The sequence below is a fragment of the Deltaproteobacteria bacterium genome, from assembly GCA_016234845.1.
GTDB lineage: Bacteria > Desulfobacterota > Deferrimicrobia > Deferrimicrobiales > Deferrimicrobiaceae > JACRNP01.
The window spans coordinates 1-16,124 of sequence record JACRNP010000154.1 but is presented as its reverse complement, the minus strand read 5'-3'; the positions used below and the strand labels follow the sequence as shown (position 1 = coordinate 16,124).

The window sequence follows — 16,124 nt, the reverse complement described above, 5'->3', positions numbered from 1 at the left end:
CTTCCTGCTGCGAGAATGCGCGGACCGGAAGGAGGAACAGCGTCCCGATCACCGCAACCGCCCAGACGAACCGTGAAGGCCTCATCATCGGAGAACCTCTTTTCCCCGCCCGGAGGGCGCGAAATTATACGTCATTTATATCTAACTTCCGTACATTAGAGGAAGGTACCTTCCGGTTCTTCCGAAGTCAAGGGGCCCTTTCCTACCCGGGCCACCGGAGTCGCAGGAACACCTCCCGGTTTCCCTTCGGCCCCGGGACGCGGCTTTCCGCCTCGCCTTGAACGGCGAACCCGATCGCTTCGGCCGCCGCCGCGACGCTCCGTACAGCCTCGGCGCGCAGCGATCCGTCCCGAACGACACCGCCCTTCCCGACCTTCCCTTTTCCCACCTCGAACTGCGGCTTGACGAGGAGGAGCGCGTCCGCGCCCGGATCGAGAAACGGGGGAAGCGCCGGAAGGATGTGGCGGAGGGAAATGAAGGATACGTCCACGACCGCGAGGGAAACCTTTTCGGGAAGAAGTCCTGGCGGCGCGTGCCGGAAATTCACCTTTTCGATGGAGACCACCCGCGAATCGCGGCGAAGCCGGTCGTCGAGAAGGCGCTCCCCGACGTCGACCGCGTAGACCCGGAGCGCCCCTCTCCGAAGCAGGCAGTCGGTGAACCCGCCGGTGGAAGCCCCGACGTCGAGCGCGACGCGCGCGGATGCGTCCAACCCGAAGTCTTCCAGCGCCCCGTCGAGCTTTCCGCCCCCCCGCGACGCGAACGGCCGGGCGGAAGGGAGCAGGGATACCTCCTGTCCCCGCGCGACCGGGGCGCCGCACTTTCCGCACGGAACGCCGGAGAGCAGGACCCTCCCGGCCAGGATCAGCCCCTGCGCCTTCGCGCGGGTCTCCGCAAGCCCCCGTTCCACCAGCTCGGTGTCGAGCCGCCGGCGGACCCGGGAGATCGGAGGCCGCGCGTCAGACAATCTTCTCGAGACGGGATCGGATGCCGTAGAGGATCGACGGGAGGAACGATTTGCCCGAAACGCAGATGCGGAGCGCCTCCTCGGCCACATGCGCCGCGGAGATCCCATAGGCGGCGCGAAGCTCGGACTGCGTCCCGTGCTCCACGAACCGGTCCCGGATGCCGATCCGGCGAAAATGGTGGGGATGCTCCTCGTGCTCCTCGAGCATTTCCATCACGGCGCTCCCGAACCCTCCGGCGAGGACGTTTTCCTCCACCGTGATCACCTTCCCGATCCGCCGCACCAGTGGGAGGAGGAGGTCCGCGTCCAGCGGCTTGACGAATCGCGCGTCGACGACGGCGGCGGACACTCCGTTGGCCTGAAGGGATTCCGCCGCCTGGAGACAGGTGGAGACGGTGGAGCCGATTCCCAGGAGGAGAACGTCCTTCCCCTCCGCGAGGAGCTCCCCCTTCCCCCAATCGACCGTCCCGGGATCGGGCGGAACGGAGACCCCCATCCCGACTCCCCTCGGGTACCGGACCGCCACCGGCCCCCCCGCCGCCACGGCCGACCGCAGCATGCGCGCGAGCTCCGCCTCGTCCCGCGGGGCCATCAGGGACAGGTTCGGGATCTGACGGAGGAAGGAGAGGTCGAACAGCCCCTGGTGGGTCGCGCCGTCCGCGCCGACGATCCCGCCCCGGTCGACCGCGAACACCACCGGGAGGTTCTGCAGGCAGACGTCGTGGATGATCTGGTCGAAGGCGCGCTGAAGGAACGTCGAGTAGATCGCCACCACGGGGATCTTCCCCTCCCGCGCCAGGCCCGCCGCGAAGGTTACCGCGTGGGACTCGGCGATCCCCACGTCGAAGAAACGGTCCGGGAACGCCTCCTTGAACTTCCGGAGCCCCGTCCCGCTGCACATGGCGGCGGTGATCGCCACCACCTTCGGATTTTCCCTGCCGATGGCGACGATCGCGTCGGAGAACACGTCCGTGTAGGACGGGCCGGACGGCGCTCCCGCGCCTTTCCCGGTCTCCGGATCGAAGGCTCCCACGCCGTGGAACGACTCCGGGTTGGCCTCCGCCGGGGCGTACCCCCTCCCCTTCGACGTGACCACGTGGACGAGCACGGGACCCTCCAGGTTCGCCAGGTTCTGGAACGTCCCCAGGAGGGTCTCGATGTCGTGTCCGGGAATCGGGCCGATGTAGGTGAACCCCAGCTCCTCGAAGAGCAGTCCCGGAACGATGAACCCTTTCGTGAGCTCCTCGGACTTCTTCGCGATGCGCGCCATGAACTCGCCGTGCGGCATCGACTTCAGCAGGGTCTCGACCCGCTTCCGGAACGAGGTGTAGAACTTCCCGGTCATGATCCGGTTGAGATATCCCGACAGCGCGCCGACGTTCTGGGAGATCGACCACTCGTTGTCGTTCAGCACGACGACCAGGTCCCGCTTCTGGTGGCCCGCCTGGTTCAATCCCTCGAGGGACAACCCGGAAGAGAGGGATCCGTCGCCGATCACGGCCACGACGCGGTTCTTCCCCTTCCGCAGGTCCCGTGCGACGGCCATCCCGAGGGCGGCGGAGATCGAGGTGCCGGAGTGCCCCGTTCCGAACGCGTCGTACGGGCTCTCCGAGACGCGGGGGAAGCCGGAAATGCCGCCGAAGGTCCGAAGCGTCGCGAACGCGTCGCGGCGGCCGGTCAGGATCTTGTGGGCGTACGCCTGGTGTCCGACGTCCCACACGATGCGGTCGTCCGGGCAGTGGAAGACGTAGTGCAGCGCCACCGTGAGCTCGACGACCCCGAGGCTGGAGGCCAGGTGCCCCCCCGTGCGCGCCACGCAGCGGACGATCGTATCCCGCAGTTCCGCGGCCACCTCCGGCAGCTTCTCCCGCGGGACCTTCTTCAGGTCGGCCGGCGACTGGATCTGTGCGAGTCGCGACACCCCCGGCATCCCCCTCAATTCCTCCTGCGCCGCACGACGCGGACCAGTTCGCGGAGCGGCTCCGCCTCCCCGTCGAAGCGGGAAACCGCCGCGAGCGCCTCGTTCTCCAGCTCTTCCGCGCGCGCCACGGCCGCCTCCATCCCGTAGGCCACCGGGTAGGTCCACTTCCCGCGCCCCCGGTCCTTCGCGGTCCCCTTCCCCATTTCCTCGAAGCTTCCCGTCTCGTCGAGGATGTCGTCGGTGACCTGGAACAGCAGCCCCAGCCTCGTCCCGTAATTCCCCAGCGCGGAGACCTGCTCCGGGGTGCCTCCGCCCAGGATGCCGCCCGCCCGCGCGCACGAGGAGAGGATCGCGGCGGTCTTCCGCAGCTGGATCTCCTCCACTTCGGATGCCGGGAAGTTCACCGACGCGGCGGACAGGTCCATCTGCTGCCCCCCCACCATCCCCTCGGCGCCGGCCGCCCGGGCGATCTCCGCGATCGCCCGGACCGCCCTGTCGGGGGCGGTCGACGCCATCTCCGACTCGGCCATTACCCGGAACGCCTCCGTCAACAGAGCGTCGCCCGCCAGGATCGCCGCCCCCTCGCCGAACGCCTTGTGGGAGGACGGCTTCCCCCGGCGAAAGTCGTCGTCATCCATCGCGGGCAGGTCGTCGTGGACCAGGGAGTACGTGTGTATGAACTCGACCGCGCACGCGAACGGCACCAGATCCCGCTCGACCCCCCCCACCGCGTTTCCGGCGGAAAGGAGAAGAACGGGGCGAACCCTTTTGCCGCCCGCCATCAGGGAGTACTCCATCGCCTCCCGGAGCTTCGACGGCGCCCGGCCTACCGCCCCGAACAGCAGGCCCGGCAGGCTGTCTTCGACGATCCTCCGAAGGCGGGCCAGTTCCCCTGCCGCTCCCCCCGCGGGGTCACTCATCTTTTCCGGGCAGATCGGCCTCATCCTCCGTCTCGCGGGCGATCCCGCCCGGCCTGCGCAGCAGGAGATCGATCTTCCGGTCCGCCTCGTCGAGACGCTTCCGGCATACCCCCGAGAGCCTCATGCCTTCCTCGAACAGCCGTATCGACTCTTCGAGGGGGGCCTCGCCCGACTCCAGCCGCGCGACCACCGCCTCGAGCTGTTTCAACGCCTCCTCGAAGGCAGGCTCCTTCCCCTTCCCGGCCACGGCTTATACCCTCCCCGGTGAAATATCCGGTCGCACAGCAGTATATCGCATTTCATCGATCACCTTGCGGGAAGGGCGAAGAGGCTCGTCGGATCGACCCTTCCCCCCGGCACCCGGACTCCGAAATGCAGGTGCGGGCCGGTCGCCCGGCCCGTGGAGCCGACCGCGCCGATGCGGGCGCCCCTCGCCACCCGCTCCCCCTCCGAGACGGAGAACTCCTTCAGATGGTAGTTCACGCTGAACACCCCTCCCCCGTGGTCGATGACGACCGACAGCCCCCCGAAGAAACGGTCGCCGGCGAAGATCACCACGCCTTCCGCGATCGAATGCACCGGGGTCCCTTCCGGAAGGCGGACGTCCACCGCCGCGTGCGGCATCCTCGGCTCCGCGTTGATCACCCTGCGGGACCCGAAATTTTCGGGGCGATACTCGGCGACCGGCGGCAGGAAGGGGAGCGACCACAGGGGCGGGGTCACGCGCGAAAACCGCTCCTCGAGGTCGCGCCCCTCCGCCTCGATCCTTCTCAGGGTCTGCGGATCGAATTCGGCCATTTTCTTCGGAAGGGAGAGGTTCTGTACCGGGAATATCCTGTCCGCCACCGTAAGGACCGTTTCCACGCTGTGCCGCTCCCCCCCGCTCCACCCTTCGGCCGCGAGCGTCTCGTTGCCGGCGGTCGAAAGCAGGTCGACGCCGATCAACCCCACGTATTTCCCCGGGGCGGTCTCGCGGACCGGCCAGGAGGCGCCTTTCCAGACCAGCGCGAGGTTGTCCAGCGGCCCCGGGGCGGTCACCTCCACGACCAGCGGCTCGCCGAGCGCCGGGGCGGCGGTCGAGACGGAGATCGACAGCTCCGCGGCGCCCGCCGAAGCCGCAGCTGTCCCGGAAGCGCCTGCAAAGAACGCAACGATCAGGACCCAGCCCGCTAATGCGCGCCTTTCGCCAGGACATCCCGTTGCGGGGGCGAACGGAGCAGGAGGGTCCCCTGAGCGGAGCCGCCAGCGCGGAAACGGCGGAGGCCCCGTCATCTTTGCGGAAGAAGCCGGCGCATCGCGATGGGCGTTTCCGGAGGTAGGGGAAGGGATCGCAAGGCACGATCGCTGGACGGAGCCGGGGAGCCTGGCGGCGCATGCGAACGGGGAGCCCTCCTGCGGAGTAGCCCCTTTCCCCGGAGAACCGTTCGACGGGGTCACGGTTTTCGCCCTTCGACGATCGCGCCGAAGGCGCCGTCGGCGACCTGGACGTCGAGCGGCTGCCCGGAGCGGGTTTCCGAGACGGACCGGATCGCCTTCCCGGTGGCCCGGTCGACGGCGATGGCGTAGCCGCGCGTGAGGACCGCCTTCGGGTCGAGCGCGGACAGTTTCCCGGCGAGAAGTTCGACGGACGAACGTCGGATTCGCCGCGCAGCGTCGGACCCGGCGAACGCCCGCGAATCGAGGTGGTCGAGCGCGCCCCGCTTCGCGGATACCCACGCCGCGGGGGAGTGCAGCCGGACGGCGGCCGCCAGATGCTCCACCCGCTCCTTCCTGTCCCGAACGGCGTTTTTCGCGAACTCCGATAGGGAGGATTCGTGCTCCGCGAGCGCGTATCGCTTCCCCTGGAGAAGCGGCCGCGGGTCCGAAAGCTTCCCCAGGATGATCCGCCACTCCTGCCGGGCGGCTTCCCGGGTGCGCGCGTCCGCCCTCCGCAACCGGAGCGCCAGGCCCGCAATCCGCTCGAGGAGCTCGACGCGGTCGGGAACGGCCATCTGCGCCGCGGCGGTCGGCGTCGGGGCGCGGTGGTCGGCGACCAGGTCGGCGAGGGTGAAGTCGGTCTCGTGGCCGACGGCGCTGATGGTGGGAACCGGGGAACGGGCGATCGCGCGGACGACCTCCTCCTCGTTGAACGCCCAGAGGTCCTCGATCGACCCTCCGCCCCTCCCCGCGATCACCACGTCGGCGCCGCCGTGACGGTACATCGCGTCGAGCGCCGCCGCGATGTCCGCCGCCGCGCCGGCGCCCTGCACCAGCGAGGGGGCGATGACGATCGAGACTCCGGGAAACCGGGAGCGCGCGACCCGCACCATGTCCCGCATCGCCGCGCCGTGCCGGGAAGTGACGATTCCGATCACCCGGGGGAAGGGCGGAAGCGGCCGTTTCCTCGCGGGATCGAACAGCCCTTCCTCCGCGAGCGCCCGCTTCCGGCGCTCCAGTTCGACCAGCAGGTTCCCGATCCCGCGGACCTCGGCCGAGCGGGCGTAGAGCTGGTACTCCCCCTTTTTCTCGTACACCCCGAGGGATCCGGTCACGATGACGGTCTGGCCGTCCCGTATCTCCCCGAAAATGCGCCGCTCGTTCCCCCGGAACAGCACGACGCGGATCTGCGCCCCCTCGTCCTTCAGCGAAAAGTACCGGTGGCCCGACGCCTCGTACCACTTGTAATTCGACACCTCCCCCTCGACCCGGACGAGGCGGAAGGAGGATTCGAGGGAACGCTTGATCCGGGCGGTCAGCTCGGAAACGGAGAGGGCGGCGCCGGCGTCCGGGGGGTCGAAGAGGTTCGGCTCCACGGCTCAGCGGGACCCTCCCGGTTCAAGCAGCTCTTCGACGGTCACCGGGCGGATCCCTTCCTTCCGAAGATCGGGAAGAAGCTCCAGCAGCGCCTTCCGCGAATCCCGGCGGGAGTGGCAGACGAGAAGCGCCTCCCCGCGCTCCTTCGCGATCGCCAGCGCCTGGTTCCACTGGCGTCGCATCTCCTCGGGCCGGGGATCGTCGTCCAGGAACACGTCCCGCCGCAGCGCCGGGACTCCCGCCCGGCCGGCCGCTTCCAGCCCCACGGAGGAGGCGGTCGTCAGGCTGTCGACGAAAAAGAACCCCCTCCCTTTCAGGACCGCGGCGAAGGCGGCCATCGCCCCGGCGTCGGATGTGAACGCGGACCCCATGTGGTTGCTCGCGCCGTTCGCCTGGGGGACATCGTGCGCCATCCGGGAAAACGCCTCCTCCATCTCCTCCGGTCGCATCCCGCGCCGGAGACGGAACGTCCCGGTGCGGTCTTCCGCGGGGGACTCCGGCTCCATCGGAACGTGCAAAATCACCCCGTGCCCGCGCGACCGGGCGGAAGCGGCGAAGGTGCGGGAGGAGGGGCCGAACGGGATGACGGAAACGGTGATCTTCTCCGGGAAATCGAGCCACTCGGCGTCCCGCACCGGGTCGTAGCCGAGGTCGTCGATCACGATCGCGATGCGGGGCCCCCTGGAGGGAGAAAGCGAATTGTCCACCGGCCCGGCGGAGGGGAGGAGTGTCGGCGGCGCGAACGACGAAGCGGCGGGAACCGGGCGATCCTCCCCCTTCGGCCAGAACAGCGCGGTCCCGACGAGGGCCAGCCCGGAGAGGAACGCGCCGGCCACCAGCGTCCCCCATCCCCATCGCTTACGGCCTTTCGCCGCGGCCCCGGCGGCATTCCTTTTCATCGCGGGAGGCCGCTCTGGACTCCGATCAGGAAGCCCTCTGCTTTTCGATGAAGCGGGACTTGAAGATCTCCCAACCCTTCAACAGCTCGACCGCCCGGTCGAGCTGGGGATCCTTCGCGTCTTCCTTTCGCGCCTCGGCCCCCGGAGCCGGTTCCTTCTTCCCGTTCTTCCGCTCTTCCTTTTTCGCGTCCTTCGGAGCGGGAGCGGCCGGCTCCTCCTCGCCGTCGCCCTTCAGGTGCCGTTCGATGTCCTTTTCCCGCATGGGGCCCGGGTGGCTGTCGGACGGCTCCCTGCCGTCGCCCACCACGATGTCCGGTTCGATCCCCTTCGCCTGGATCGAGCGACCGTTCGGGGTGTAATACCTCGCGGTCGTGAGGCGGAGCGCCGAACCGTCGTCCATCGGTAGGATCGTCTGGACCGACGCCTTGCCGAAGGTCCGCTGGCCGATGATGATCGCCCTTCCATGGTCCTGCAGGGCGCCCGCCACGATCTCGGAGGCCGAGGCGGAACCCGCGTTCACCAGGACGACGATCGGGAATCCGGTGTACGTGCCGTCCTTGTGCGCCGCGTACTTCGTCTTCTGCGCCTCCACCCGCCCGTCCGTGTAGACGATCAGCCCCGATTCGACGAATTCGTCCGCGACCTTCACCGCCTGGTCCAGCAAGCCGCCGGGATTGTTCCGGAGATCGAGGATCAGGCCCCGAAGCCCCCCCTTTTCCTTCACGAATCCCTGGAGGGCGCGCTCCATCTCCGCGTGGGAATCCTGCTGGAACTGGGTGAGGCGGATGTACCCGATTCCGTCCCCCATCGGCTTCGACTTCACGCTCTTGATCTTTATGATGTCCCGGGTGATGGTGTACGTCTTCGGATCGGGAGAGGATTCGCGAACGACCACGATGGTCACCTTGGTCCCCGGCTCCCCGCGGAGCCGCTTCACCGCGTCCATCACGCTCATGTTCTTGGTCGAATCCTTCTCGATGCGGACGATCTTGTCCCCCGCCTGCAGCCCCGCGCGCGCCGCGGGGGTGTCCTCGATGGGAGCGATGACCGTCAGGAATCCGTCCTTCATGCCGATCTCGATGCCGAGTCCGCCAAAGGCCCCCTTCGTCTCGACCTCCACCTGCTTCAGCATGTCGGGCGTGAGGTAGCTGCTGTGCGGATCGAGGGTCTGCACCATCCCGTTGATCGCGCCCTTGACGAGGTTGTCCGCGTCCACCTCTTCGACGTAGCTGCCCTGGATGATCGAAAGGACGTCACCGAAGAGCTTGAGCTTGCTGTACGCGACCGTGGCCTGCGCCGCGTGGCGGGAGGTGGTGAGGTCGCCGACGACGAAACCGGCGACGAAGACCGCGACGACGACGATCGTGCCGACCCACTTCCTGCCCCGGTCCTTCCGTGGAGCGATTCCGCTCTGTTCCATGCCGTTTGGGCTCCTTCATCGATTCAAAGGGATCACTGACGCGGGGTCGATCGCGGTGCCGCCCGCCCGCATCTCCAAGTATAGCACCGATTTGCCGGACGGGGATTCCTGCAGCCTCCCGACGACCGCGCCACGGGGAACATCCTCTCCCTGCTTCACGTCGAAGCCTTCGAGCTTCCCGTACACCGAAAACAGACCCGTGCCGTGCTGCAGGATCAGGACGTTGCCGAATCCCGAGACGGCGCCGGCGAAGGCGACCTCCCCTTTGGCCACCGACTTCACCGGCGCGCCGGAAGGCCCCTCGATCTCCACACCGCGGTTTTCGATCGTCACGTCGAAAGTGGGATCGTGCTGCTTTCCGAAACGGGAAACGACCTTCCCGGGAAGGGGGGGCGACAGCCCCCCGGTGAGCGAAGCGAAGCGGCCCGGCGGTTCCGGGGCCTCCGGAGGCGATGCCGCGTTTCCCGTCCCCCGGGGCTCCTTTTTCCTCCGCCGCCGGTCTCTCTCCTTCGCCTGGCGCTCCACGCGGGAAACCACCGACTCCATCCGGGCGATCTTCGCGCGCAGCGCGCGCAACTCCTTCTGCTTCCCCTTCTTCTCCTTCTCGATGTCGGCGAGCCGCTTCCGTTCCGACTCCTGCCGGGAAAGGAGGTTCTCCCCCACCTTCTTCTCCCTCGCCATGCTTCGCTCGGAAGCGGCGACCTGCTTCTCGATCCCCGCGAGCTCCTCCTGCTTCCGATCCCGCTCCTTCGCGAGACGGGCCATGTCCCTCATGTCCGCCCCGAGGTGTACGCGCATGAAGTACCGCTCCCGCTCCGCCATCGACGGGTCCGCCGGCTCCCCCGCCCTCGAGGGATCCCCGGCGAAAGCGGTCACCGCCGCCCGGCGGGTGGCGCCGCGCGCCCGCTCCTGGGCGGCGACGAGCTCCCGGACCTCCCTTTCCGTGCGGTCGAGCTTCTCGCCGAGCGCGGACAACTTCCGGTCGATGCGCGAGATGGAGCGCCGCTGTTTCCTCAGACGCTCCTGCAGCTCCCCCACGCGCTCCTTCGACAGCTTCTCCTTCCGAAGCGCCTCCGTCAGCTCCGCGGCGGTCTTCTCCTCCCGCGCCTTCATCTCGAGGAGCCGCGCCTTCTCCCGGCGCAGGTCCGTCGCCGTCGCGCGGGCGTACGCCGGCGGCTGCCACGCGAGCGCGAGGGATATCCCCGCCAGCAGATAAAGGACCGCGGCCCGGAATCCCGGCCGCATCAGGTACGGGGGGCGCGTGCCGTCCTCCAGCCGAGGAGGGATGCTCCCGCCGCAAGGAGCGTCGCGCACAGGAGGAAGATCCCCGCTCCGACGGCGGTCCGGGGGGCCAGGAAATCGGCCGGAGGACCGATCACCGTTTCGAGGACCGGGTATTTCCGGATCAGGAGGAAAAGTGTGCCGGCGGCGGCGGAAATGCCGGCGAGGGCGACTACGAGACCCGAGACCGCCGCCCCGGCGGCCCGGGAGGACGCCAGCCGCCGGGCGGGGATCCCCCGGTCGAGGAGGAAGGCGAAGTCGCCCGCGAGGGCGGACGCCCGGATCCGCTCCTGGAGGCGCCAGACGTGGAAGGTTCCCGCCAGGAGAAGGCTGAAGACCGCCCAGCACAACGCGGAGGCGTACCGGTCCGCGCGGAGCAGGGAGGGAAGGTGATCCTCCCCGGCCAGCACCTTTTCGATGTAGGGCACGGGGCGCAGGGCCGACGCGACGAGCGACACGTCCTCCGCGGTGAGCCGGTCGTGCCGGAACCGGATCTCGATGTATCCGGGCAGAGGGTTTCCTCCGGCCGCCTGCAGGGACTCGAGCCCCGGGTACGCCTTCAGGAACTCCTTCCACGCGGCGTCGGGGTCCCGGTATTCGGAGGAACGCACGGGCGGAAGCGCGGAGATCTTCCTCGCGATCCCCTCCGCGTCTCCCCGGGAGACCGGTTCCCGCAAGACCGCCGTCACCGCGTACCGGGTCGCGAGGAAGCGGCCGATTCCTCCCGACAGCAGGAGCGCGAGAAGCGCGAGCGCGACCACGTAAAGGACCGAGAAGCGCCCGACCTGTTCCCGGACGATCGAACCGCGCGAGAGTTTCCAATCGATCCAGATCAGGGATGGTCCGCGGTTCACGTCTTCAGGCTCCTTTCGTCCCCCGCAGGCAGTGGATGCGAAACGGTCCCACCGCCTCCCCGTCGCCCGCGGACGCGGCCCAACGGTCCGGAAGGGCCCTCTCGGCGAGGACGATCGTGTTCCCCTCCCGCGCGAGCGCCCGGAACAGTCCGCCGAGCATCTCCCGGTACGGCTCCCCCGCCGCGACGACCAGCCCGTCCGCGAACAGCACCTTCGGGTTCCGGAGCAGCTCCGCCGCGAGCAGGGCTCTCGCCCGTTCCGACGCCGAGAGGACGGCCAGAACGGTCCGTTCCGCCCCGGGAAGCCCCACCATCGCGAGGAGACGCTCCTCCCGTTCGCGCCGCTCCTTCCCCGCCATCCCGCCGCCGGCCAGCGCGGATCGGAGGAACAGGTCGTCGACGGTCAGGCGCGCCTCCCCGTCGAACCGCTCCGGGATGAAACCCCGCGACGCCCGGAACGTCTTCGCGGCCGGTCCGCCCCCCCGGTACAGCGACTCCCCGGAGACGAGGACGTCCCCGGCATCCGGCCTCCGGTCGCCCCGCAGGACGGACAGGAGGAGCGTTTTCCCGGAAGAGGGGGGACCGGTGACCGCCCAGACCGCCCCCTCGCCGAAGGCGAAATCGAGGCCGTCCCAGAGGGTTCCCCCCCTCGCAATCACCCCCAGCCGGAACGCCTCGATCATCGTTCCCCGGGTTCCCCGTCCGGCGCCGCGATGTCCCCCGCAAGGACCCTCCGGATCTCCTCGAGGTGCTGCGCCTTCATCCGTTCCTTGAGCGTCGCCTGCCATTGCGGCTGCCCGAGGATATCGTCGTACGGTTGCCGTACGCTGTCGAGGATCACCCCCCCGTGGAATACGTGGGTTATGACCTTCGGGTTCTCCTTCCCTCCGTCCTCCGTCTGGACGTGGTACACCTTCCCCCGGAATTTTATGTTGTGATTGAATCCGGAGAGCATCTTCATGTGCGTGCTGCCCATCGGCCCCTTCCTTCCCCTTCCCCCGCCGCGCGGGGCGACTACAGGAACACCCTTTGAACCGCTTCCAGCTCCCCGCCGAAGAAACCTTTCCCGATGCGGGAGAACCGCTCGGGGTCGTCGGTCACCAGGAACTCCACCCCTCCGGCGGCTCCCGCCCTGCGGACTTCGGATTCCGACAGGAGGACCTCCACGACCTTCGCCGCCTCCTCCCCGGAGTCGATGAGGACCGTCCCGTCGCCGAGATAATCGCGGATCGCGTCCTTCAGCACCGGGTAGTGCGTGCATCCGAGGATCAGCGCGTCGGGCGGCTCCGAACGGAACGGTGCCAGGTACTCGGCGATCACGGCCCGCGTGATCCCGTTGTCGGTCCACCCCTCCTCCGCCAGCGCCACCAGGAGGGGGCACGCGATCGACCGGACCCGCGCGGCGGGGACGGCGACCCGGAGGGCGTCCTCGTACGCGCCGGACCGGATCGTCCCGAGCGTCCCGATGACGCCGATGCTCCTCCTGGCCGGCATCGCCGCCGCCCGCCGGACGCACGGGTCCACCATACCGACGACGGGGATCTTGTAGATCTTCCGAAGCGTCGGCAGGGCCAGCGAGGAGGCGGTGTTGCACGCCACGACGAGCAGCTTGATGTCGTGCCGGCGGATCAGGTGGTTGGCGATCTCCAGGGAGTAGCGGGTGACGGTCTCGGCCGATTTCCCCCCGTACGGGACGCGGGCGGTGTCCCCGAGATAGACGAACCGCTCCGACGGAAGGACCGCCGACAGTTCCCGGAGGACCGTGAGGCCGCCCATCCCGGAATCGAACACGCCCACCGGGTTATCCACGCATCCCCCTAAAACTTTGATTTTTCTAAGGTAAAACGCTATCCTGTAGATGTCAACCGAACGCCCTGCCAAAAAAGGGGGGAATCGTGGACCAGATCCTGGAATTTCTCACCAGCGCCAGCATCTTCGAGCTGGCGTCCGACTCGCGGGTCCTCTTCGGAACCGCGGTCGTGTTCGTCCTCGCCGTCCTTTTCCGGTGGAAATACGTCCTCCTGTTCCTGTTCGGCATCGGCGCCACGTTCGCCGTGATGCGGTACGCGAATGTGGCGGAAGGTGCGGGGACGCTCGACAGGAACCTGGTCATCTTTTCGGGGGGAACGCTGGTGGTCGCCGGCGTGCTGATCTACTACCTCTTCATCCGTGGGGACTGATTCGATCTACCGCGTCGGCTTCACCACGTCGATCCCCGTCGAGATCCTCTACGCCGGCGGCCGGATCCCGGTCGACCTGAACAACGTCTTCATCGCCTCGGAAAACCCCGCGGAGTACATCCGCCGCGCGGAGGCGGACGGTTTCCCCAGGAACAGCTGCGGCTGGATCAAGGGGATCTACGGCGTGGTCCGCGGCGACGGCTTCCGCGAGGTCATCGCCGTCGCGCAGGGGGATTGCAGCTTCACGCAGGCGCTGATGGAGGTCCTCCGATACCGCGGAGTGGGCGTGACGCCGTTCTCCTTCCCGTTCGACCGGGATCCGCGGTTTCTCCTCCTGGAGCTGGAAAAAATGGCCTCCCGCTACGGGACGACCGTCCGTTCCGCGGAGGAATGGAAAGCGCGGCTCGACCGGGTTCGGAGCATCGCCCACGAGATCGACCGGCTCACCTGGCAGGAAGGAAAGGTCACCGGAGAGGAGAACCATCGGTGGCTGGTGGCGTGCTCGGACTTCGACGGGGACCCCGACGGGTACGCCCGGCGGGCGCAGGCGTTTCTCGACGCGGCGTCGACCCGTCGGCCGATGGAAGGGGCGGTCCCGGTCGCGTTCGTCGGCGTGCCTCCGATCGTCTCCGGCCTCCACGCGTGCTTCGAGGAGGCCGGCGCCCGCATCGTCCTGAACGAGGTCCAGCGTCAATTTTCGATGCCCGCTCCGACCGCGTCGCTCGTGGATCAGTACCTGGCGTACACCTATCCGTACTCGTTCTTCGAGCGGCTTTCGGACATCCGGACGGAGGTTTCCCGCAGGGGAGCCCGCGGGGTGGTCCACTACGTCCAGTCGTTCTGCTTCCGGCAGATCGAGGACATCCTGCTGCGCGGGGAGGTCGGGGTGCCGGTCCTGACGCTCGAAGGGGACCAGCCCGGACCCGTGGACGAACGGACGAGGATCCGGATCCAGGCATTCGTCGAGATGTTACGCTCTTAGGGGGACACTCTTCGGTTTTGGTTCACCAACGGTTTTCGTGAAGAGTGTCCTCCGCCAGCATCACCACGCCCCGGTTTTCAGGTACTCGTTGATCGCCGCGGCGGCCTTCCGCCCCGCGCCCATGGCGAGGATGACGGTCGCCGCGCCGATGACGATGTCGCCTCCGGCGAACACCCCCTTCTTGCTCGTCTTCCCGGTTTCCTGGTCGGCCAGGATGTTCCCCCACTTGTTGGTGTCGAGACCGGGCGTGGTGGAGGGGACCAGCGGGTTGGCGCCGTTCCCGATGGAGACGATGACGGTGTCCACGGGAAGGCGGAACTCCGATCCCTTCACCGGCACCGGGCGGCGGCGGCCCGATGCGTCGGGCTCCCCCAGCTCCATCCGCTGGCACTCCATCTCGGTGACCCACGCCTCCTCGTTGCCGTGGAAGGCGAGCGGGTTGGTGAGGAGGTGGAACTCGATCCCTTCCTCCTCCGCGTGGTGGATTTCCTCGATGCGGGCGGGCATCTCCTTGCGCGACCGGCGGTACACGAGGTATACCTTCTCGGCGCCCATCCGCATGGCGGTGCGCGCGGCGTCCATCGCGACGTTCCCGCCGCCCACCACCGCCACGTGCCTCGCCTTGCTGACCGGCGTGTCGGCCTCCGGGAACTTGTACGCTTTCATCAGGTTCGCGCGGGTGAGGTATTCGTTCGCCGAGTAGACCCCGATCAGGTTCTCCCCCGGGATGTTCATGAAGTACGGCAGGCCGGCGCCGGTCCCGACGAATACCGCGTCGAACCCTTCCTCCTCGAGCAGCTCGTCGATGGTGATCGACTTCCCGATGACCGCGTTGCACTCGAGCTTCGCGCCCAGCTTCTGGATGTATTCCACCTCGGACTGGACGATGTCCTTGGGGAGGCGGAATTCCGGGATCCCGTACATGAGCACCCCGCCCGGCTTGTGGAGCGCCTCGAAGATCGTCACGTCGTGGCCGATCTGGACGAGGTCGCCCGCCACGGTGAGCCCCGCGGGGCCCGCGCCGACGACCGCCACCCGCTTGCCGGTGGGGGCCCCCACCGAAGGGATCTCGACGTTGCCGGTGACCCGTTCGAAGTCCGCGACGAACCGCTCGAGCCGCCCGATGGCGACCGGCTCCCCTTTCTTTCCGAGGACGCACGGCATCTCGCACTGCTCCTCCTGCGGGCAGACGCGGCCGCACACCGCCGGAAGGGCGTTCGTCTCCTTGATCTTCTTCGCCGCCTCGACGAACTTCCCCTTGGCGACCAGGTCGATGAACTCGGGGATCTGCACGCTGACCGGGCAACCTTTCACGCACTGGGGATTCTTGCACTGGATGCACCGCGTGGCCTCGAGGATGGCGAGATCCGGGGTGAGGCCGTACGGCACCTCCTTGAAGTTCTTCACGCGCGCCTTCGGCGGCTGCTCCGGCATCGGCTGCCGCGGGATGCTGAACGGCTTCGGACGGGGTTTCTGCGGAGTCGCGTCGGCCATCAGTTTCCGCCTCCCGCGGGAACGGCGACGCCGCTCCCCATGCATTTTCCGTCCTTGTGCTCGAACCGGTCCATCGCCGCCTTCTCCTCCTTGAGGTACGCCCGGTTGCGCATGACGAGCTCCTTGAAGTCCACCTGGTGCCCGTCGAACTCGGGGCCGTCGACGCAGACGAACTTCGTGGCCCCGCCGACCGACACGCGGCAGGCCCCGCACATCCCGGTGGCATCCACCATGATCGGGTTGAGGCTGACGACGGTCTTGATCTGGTGGGGGCGGGTGACCTCGGCCACGGCGCGCATCATGGGCACCGGCCCGATGGCGATGCACAGGTCGATCTTCTCCCCCCGGTCGATCATCTCCTGGAGGGCGGTGGTGACGAACCCCTTCTTCGCGTACGACCCGTCGTCGGTGGTG

At 68.2% G+C, this 16,124-nt stretch carries 17 protein-coding genes; 2 read left to right on the top strand and 15 right to left on the bottom strand.

Annotated elements, in window-relative coordinates; genetic code table 11:
- Positions 1-202: 202 nt before the first annotated feature.
- The 13 genes from HZB86_10435 to HZB86_10375 form a co-directional block, all read right to left on the bottom strand.
- Complete coding sequence (locus tag HZB86_10435) at positions 203-1,057, bottom strand: TlyA family RNA methyltransferase (protein ID MBI5905941.1); 855 nt, start codon at positions 1,055-1,057, stop codon at positions 203-205.
- Positions 960-2,897, bottom strand: a complete 1,938-nt coding sequence (locus HZB86_10430) for a 1-deoxy-D-xylulose-5-phosphate synthase (protein ID MBI5905940.1) — start codon at positions 2,895-2,897, stop codon at positions 960-962. The genes HZB86_10435 and HZB86_10430 overlap by 98 nt, the downstream gene beginning before the upstream one ends.
- A 5-nt stretch (positions 2,898-2,902) precedes the next feature.
- Positions 2,903-3,808, bottom strand: a complete 906-nt coding sequence (locus tag HZB86_10425; protein MBI5905939.1) for a polyprenyl synthetase family protein — start codon at positions 3,806-3,808, stop codon at positions 2,903-2,905.
- Positions 3,801-4,055, bottom strand: a complete 255-nt coding sequence (gene xseB / locus HZB86_10420) for an exodeoxyribonuclease VII small subunit (protein MBI5905938.1) — start codon at positions 4,053-4,055, stop codon at positions 3,801-3,803. Before xseB ends, HZB86_10425 begins: the two co-directional genes overlap by 8 nt.
- Positions 4,056-4,114: 59 nt before the next feature.
- A complete protein-coding gene (locus tag HZB86_10415; GenBank protein MBI5905937.1) occupies positions 4,115-4,846 on the bottom strand; it encodes a M23 family metallopeptidase in 732 nt (243 codons plus the stop codon).
- 395 nt (positions 4,847-5,241) lie between these two features.
- On the bottom strand, positions 5,242-6,600 hold the full coding sequence (gene xseA / locus HZB86_10410; protein ID MBI5905936.1) for an exodeoxyribonuclease VII large subunit: 1,359 nt from the start codon (positions 6,598-6,600) through the stop codon (positions 5,242-5,244).
- A gap of 3 nt (positions 6,601-6,603) precedes the next feature.
- Entirely contained in the window at positions 6,604-7,437 is an 834-nt protein-coding gene (locus HZB86_10405; GenBank protein MBI5905935.1) for a divergent polysaccharide deacetylase family protein, read from the bottom strand.
- Between the two features lie 88 nt (positions 7,438-7,525).
- A complete protein-coding gene (locus HZB86_10400; GenBank protein ID MBI5905934.1) occupies positions 7,526-8,920 on the bottom strand; it encodes a S41 family peptidase in 1,395 nt (464 codons plus the stop codon).
- Positions 8,921-8,935: 15 nt separating this feature from the next.
- Positions 8,936-10,165: a peptidoglycan DD-metalloendopeptidase family protein gene (locus tag HZB86_10395; GenBank protein MBI5905933.1), complete on the bottom strand. Its 1,230-nt coding sequence runs from the start codon at positions 10,163-10,165 to the stop codon at positions 8,936-8,938.
- Positions 10,165-11,055: a hypothetical protein gene (locus HZB86_10390; protein ID MBI5905932.1), complete on the bottom strand. Its 891-nt coding sequence runs from the start codon at positions 11,053-11,055 to the stop codon at positions 10,165-10,167. The genes HZB86_10395 and HZB86_10390 overlap by 1 nt, the downstream gene beginning before the upstream one ends.
- Positions 11,056-11,059: 4 nt before the next feature.
- The gene (locus tag HZB86_10385) at positions 11,060-11,737 is read right to left on the bottom strand and encodes an ATP-binding cassette domain-containing protein (GenBank protein MBI5905931.1); all 678 of its coding nucleotides are present in this window, start codon (positions 11,735-11,737) and stop codon (positions 11,060-11,062) included.
- Positions 11,734-12,030: a hypothetical protein gene (locus tag HZB86_10380; GenBank protein MBI5905930.1), complete on the bottom strand. Its 297-nt coding sequence runs from the start codon at positions 12,028-12,030 to the stop codon at positions 11,734-11,736. The genes HZB86_10385 and HZB86_10380 overlap by 4 nt, the downstream gene beginning before the upstream one ends.
- Positions 12,031-12,068: 38 nt before the next feature.
- A complete protein-coding gene (locus HZB86_10375) occupies positions 12,069-12,830 on the bottom strand; it encodes a glutamate racemase (protein MBI5905929.1) in 762 nt (253 codons plus the stop codon).
- A 119-nt stretch (positions 12,831-12,949) separates the two neighbouring features.
- On the opposite strand from HZB86_10375, the gene HZB86_10370 reads away from it, so the two are divergent.
- Together HZB86_10370 and HZB86_10365 are read left to right on the top strand one after the other, a co-directional pair.
- Positions 12,950-13,234, top strand: a complete 285-nt coding sequence (locus HZB86_10370) for a hypothetical protein (protein MBI5905928.1) — start codon at positions 12,950-12,952, stop codon at positions 13,232-13,234.
- A 4-nt stretch (positions 13,235-13,238) separates the two neighbouring features.
- Positions 13,239-14,216, top strand: coding sequence for a 2-hydroxyacyl-CoA dehydratase (locus tag HZB86_10365; GenBank protein MBI5905927.1), 978 nt, complete (start codon positions 13,239-13,241; stop codon positions 14,214-14,216).
- Positions 14,217-14,276: 60 nt separating this feature from the next.
- On the opposite strand, the gene gltA is transcribed toward HZB86_10365, so the two are convergent.
- On the bottom strand, positions 14,277-15,710 hold the full coding sequence (gene gltA, locus HZB86_10360) for an NADPH-dependent glutamate synthase (GenBank protein ID MBI5905926.1): 1,434 nt from the start codon (positions 15,708-15,710) through the stop codon (positions 14,277-14,279).
- The coding region (locus HZB86_10355) for a sulfide/dihydroorotate dehydrogenase-like FAD/NAD-binding protein (protein ID MBI5905925.1) at positions 15,710-16,124 on the bottom strand (415 nt) is incomplete at its 5' end. The genes HZB86_10355 and gltA, both read right to left, overlap by 1 nt.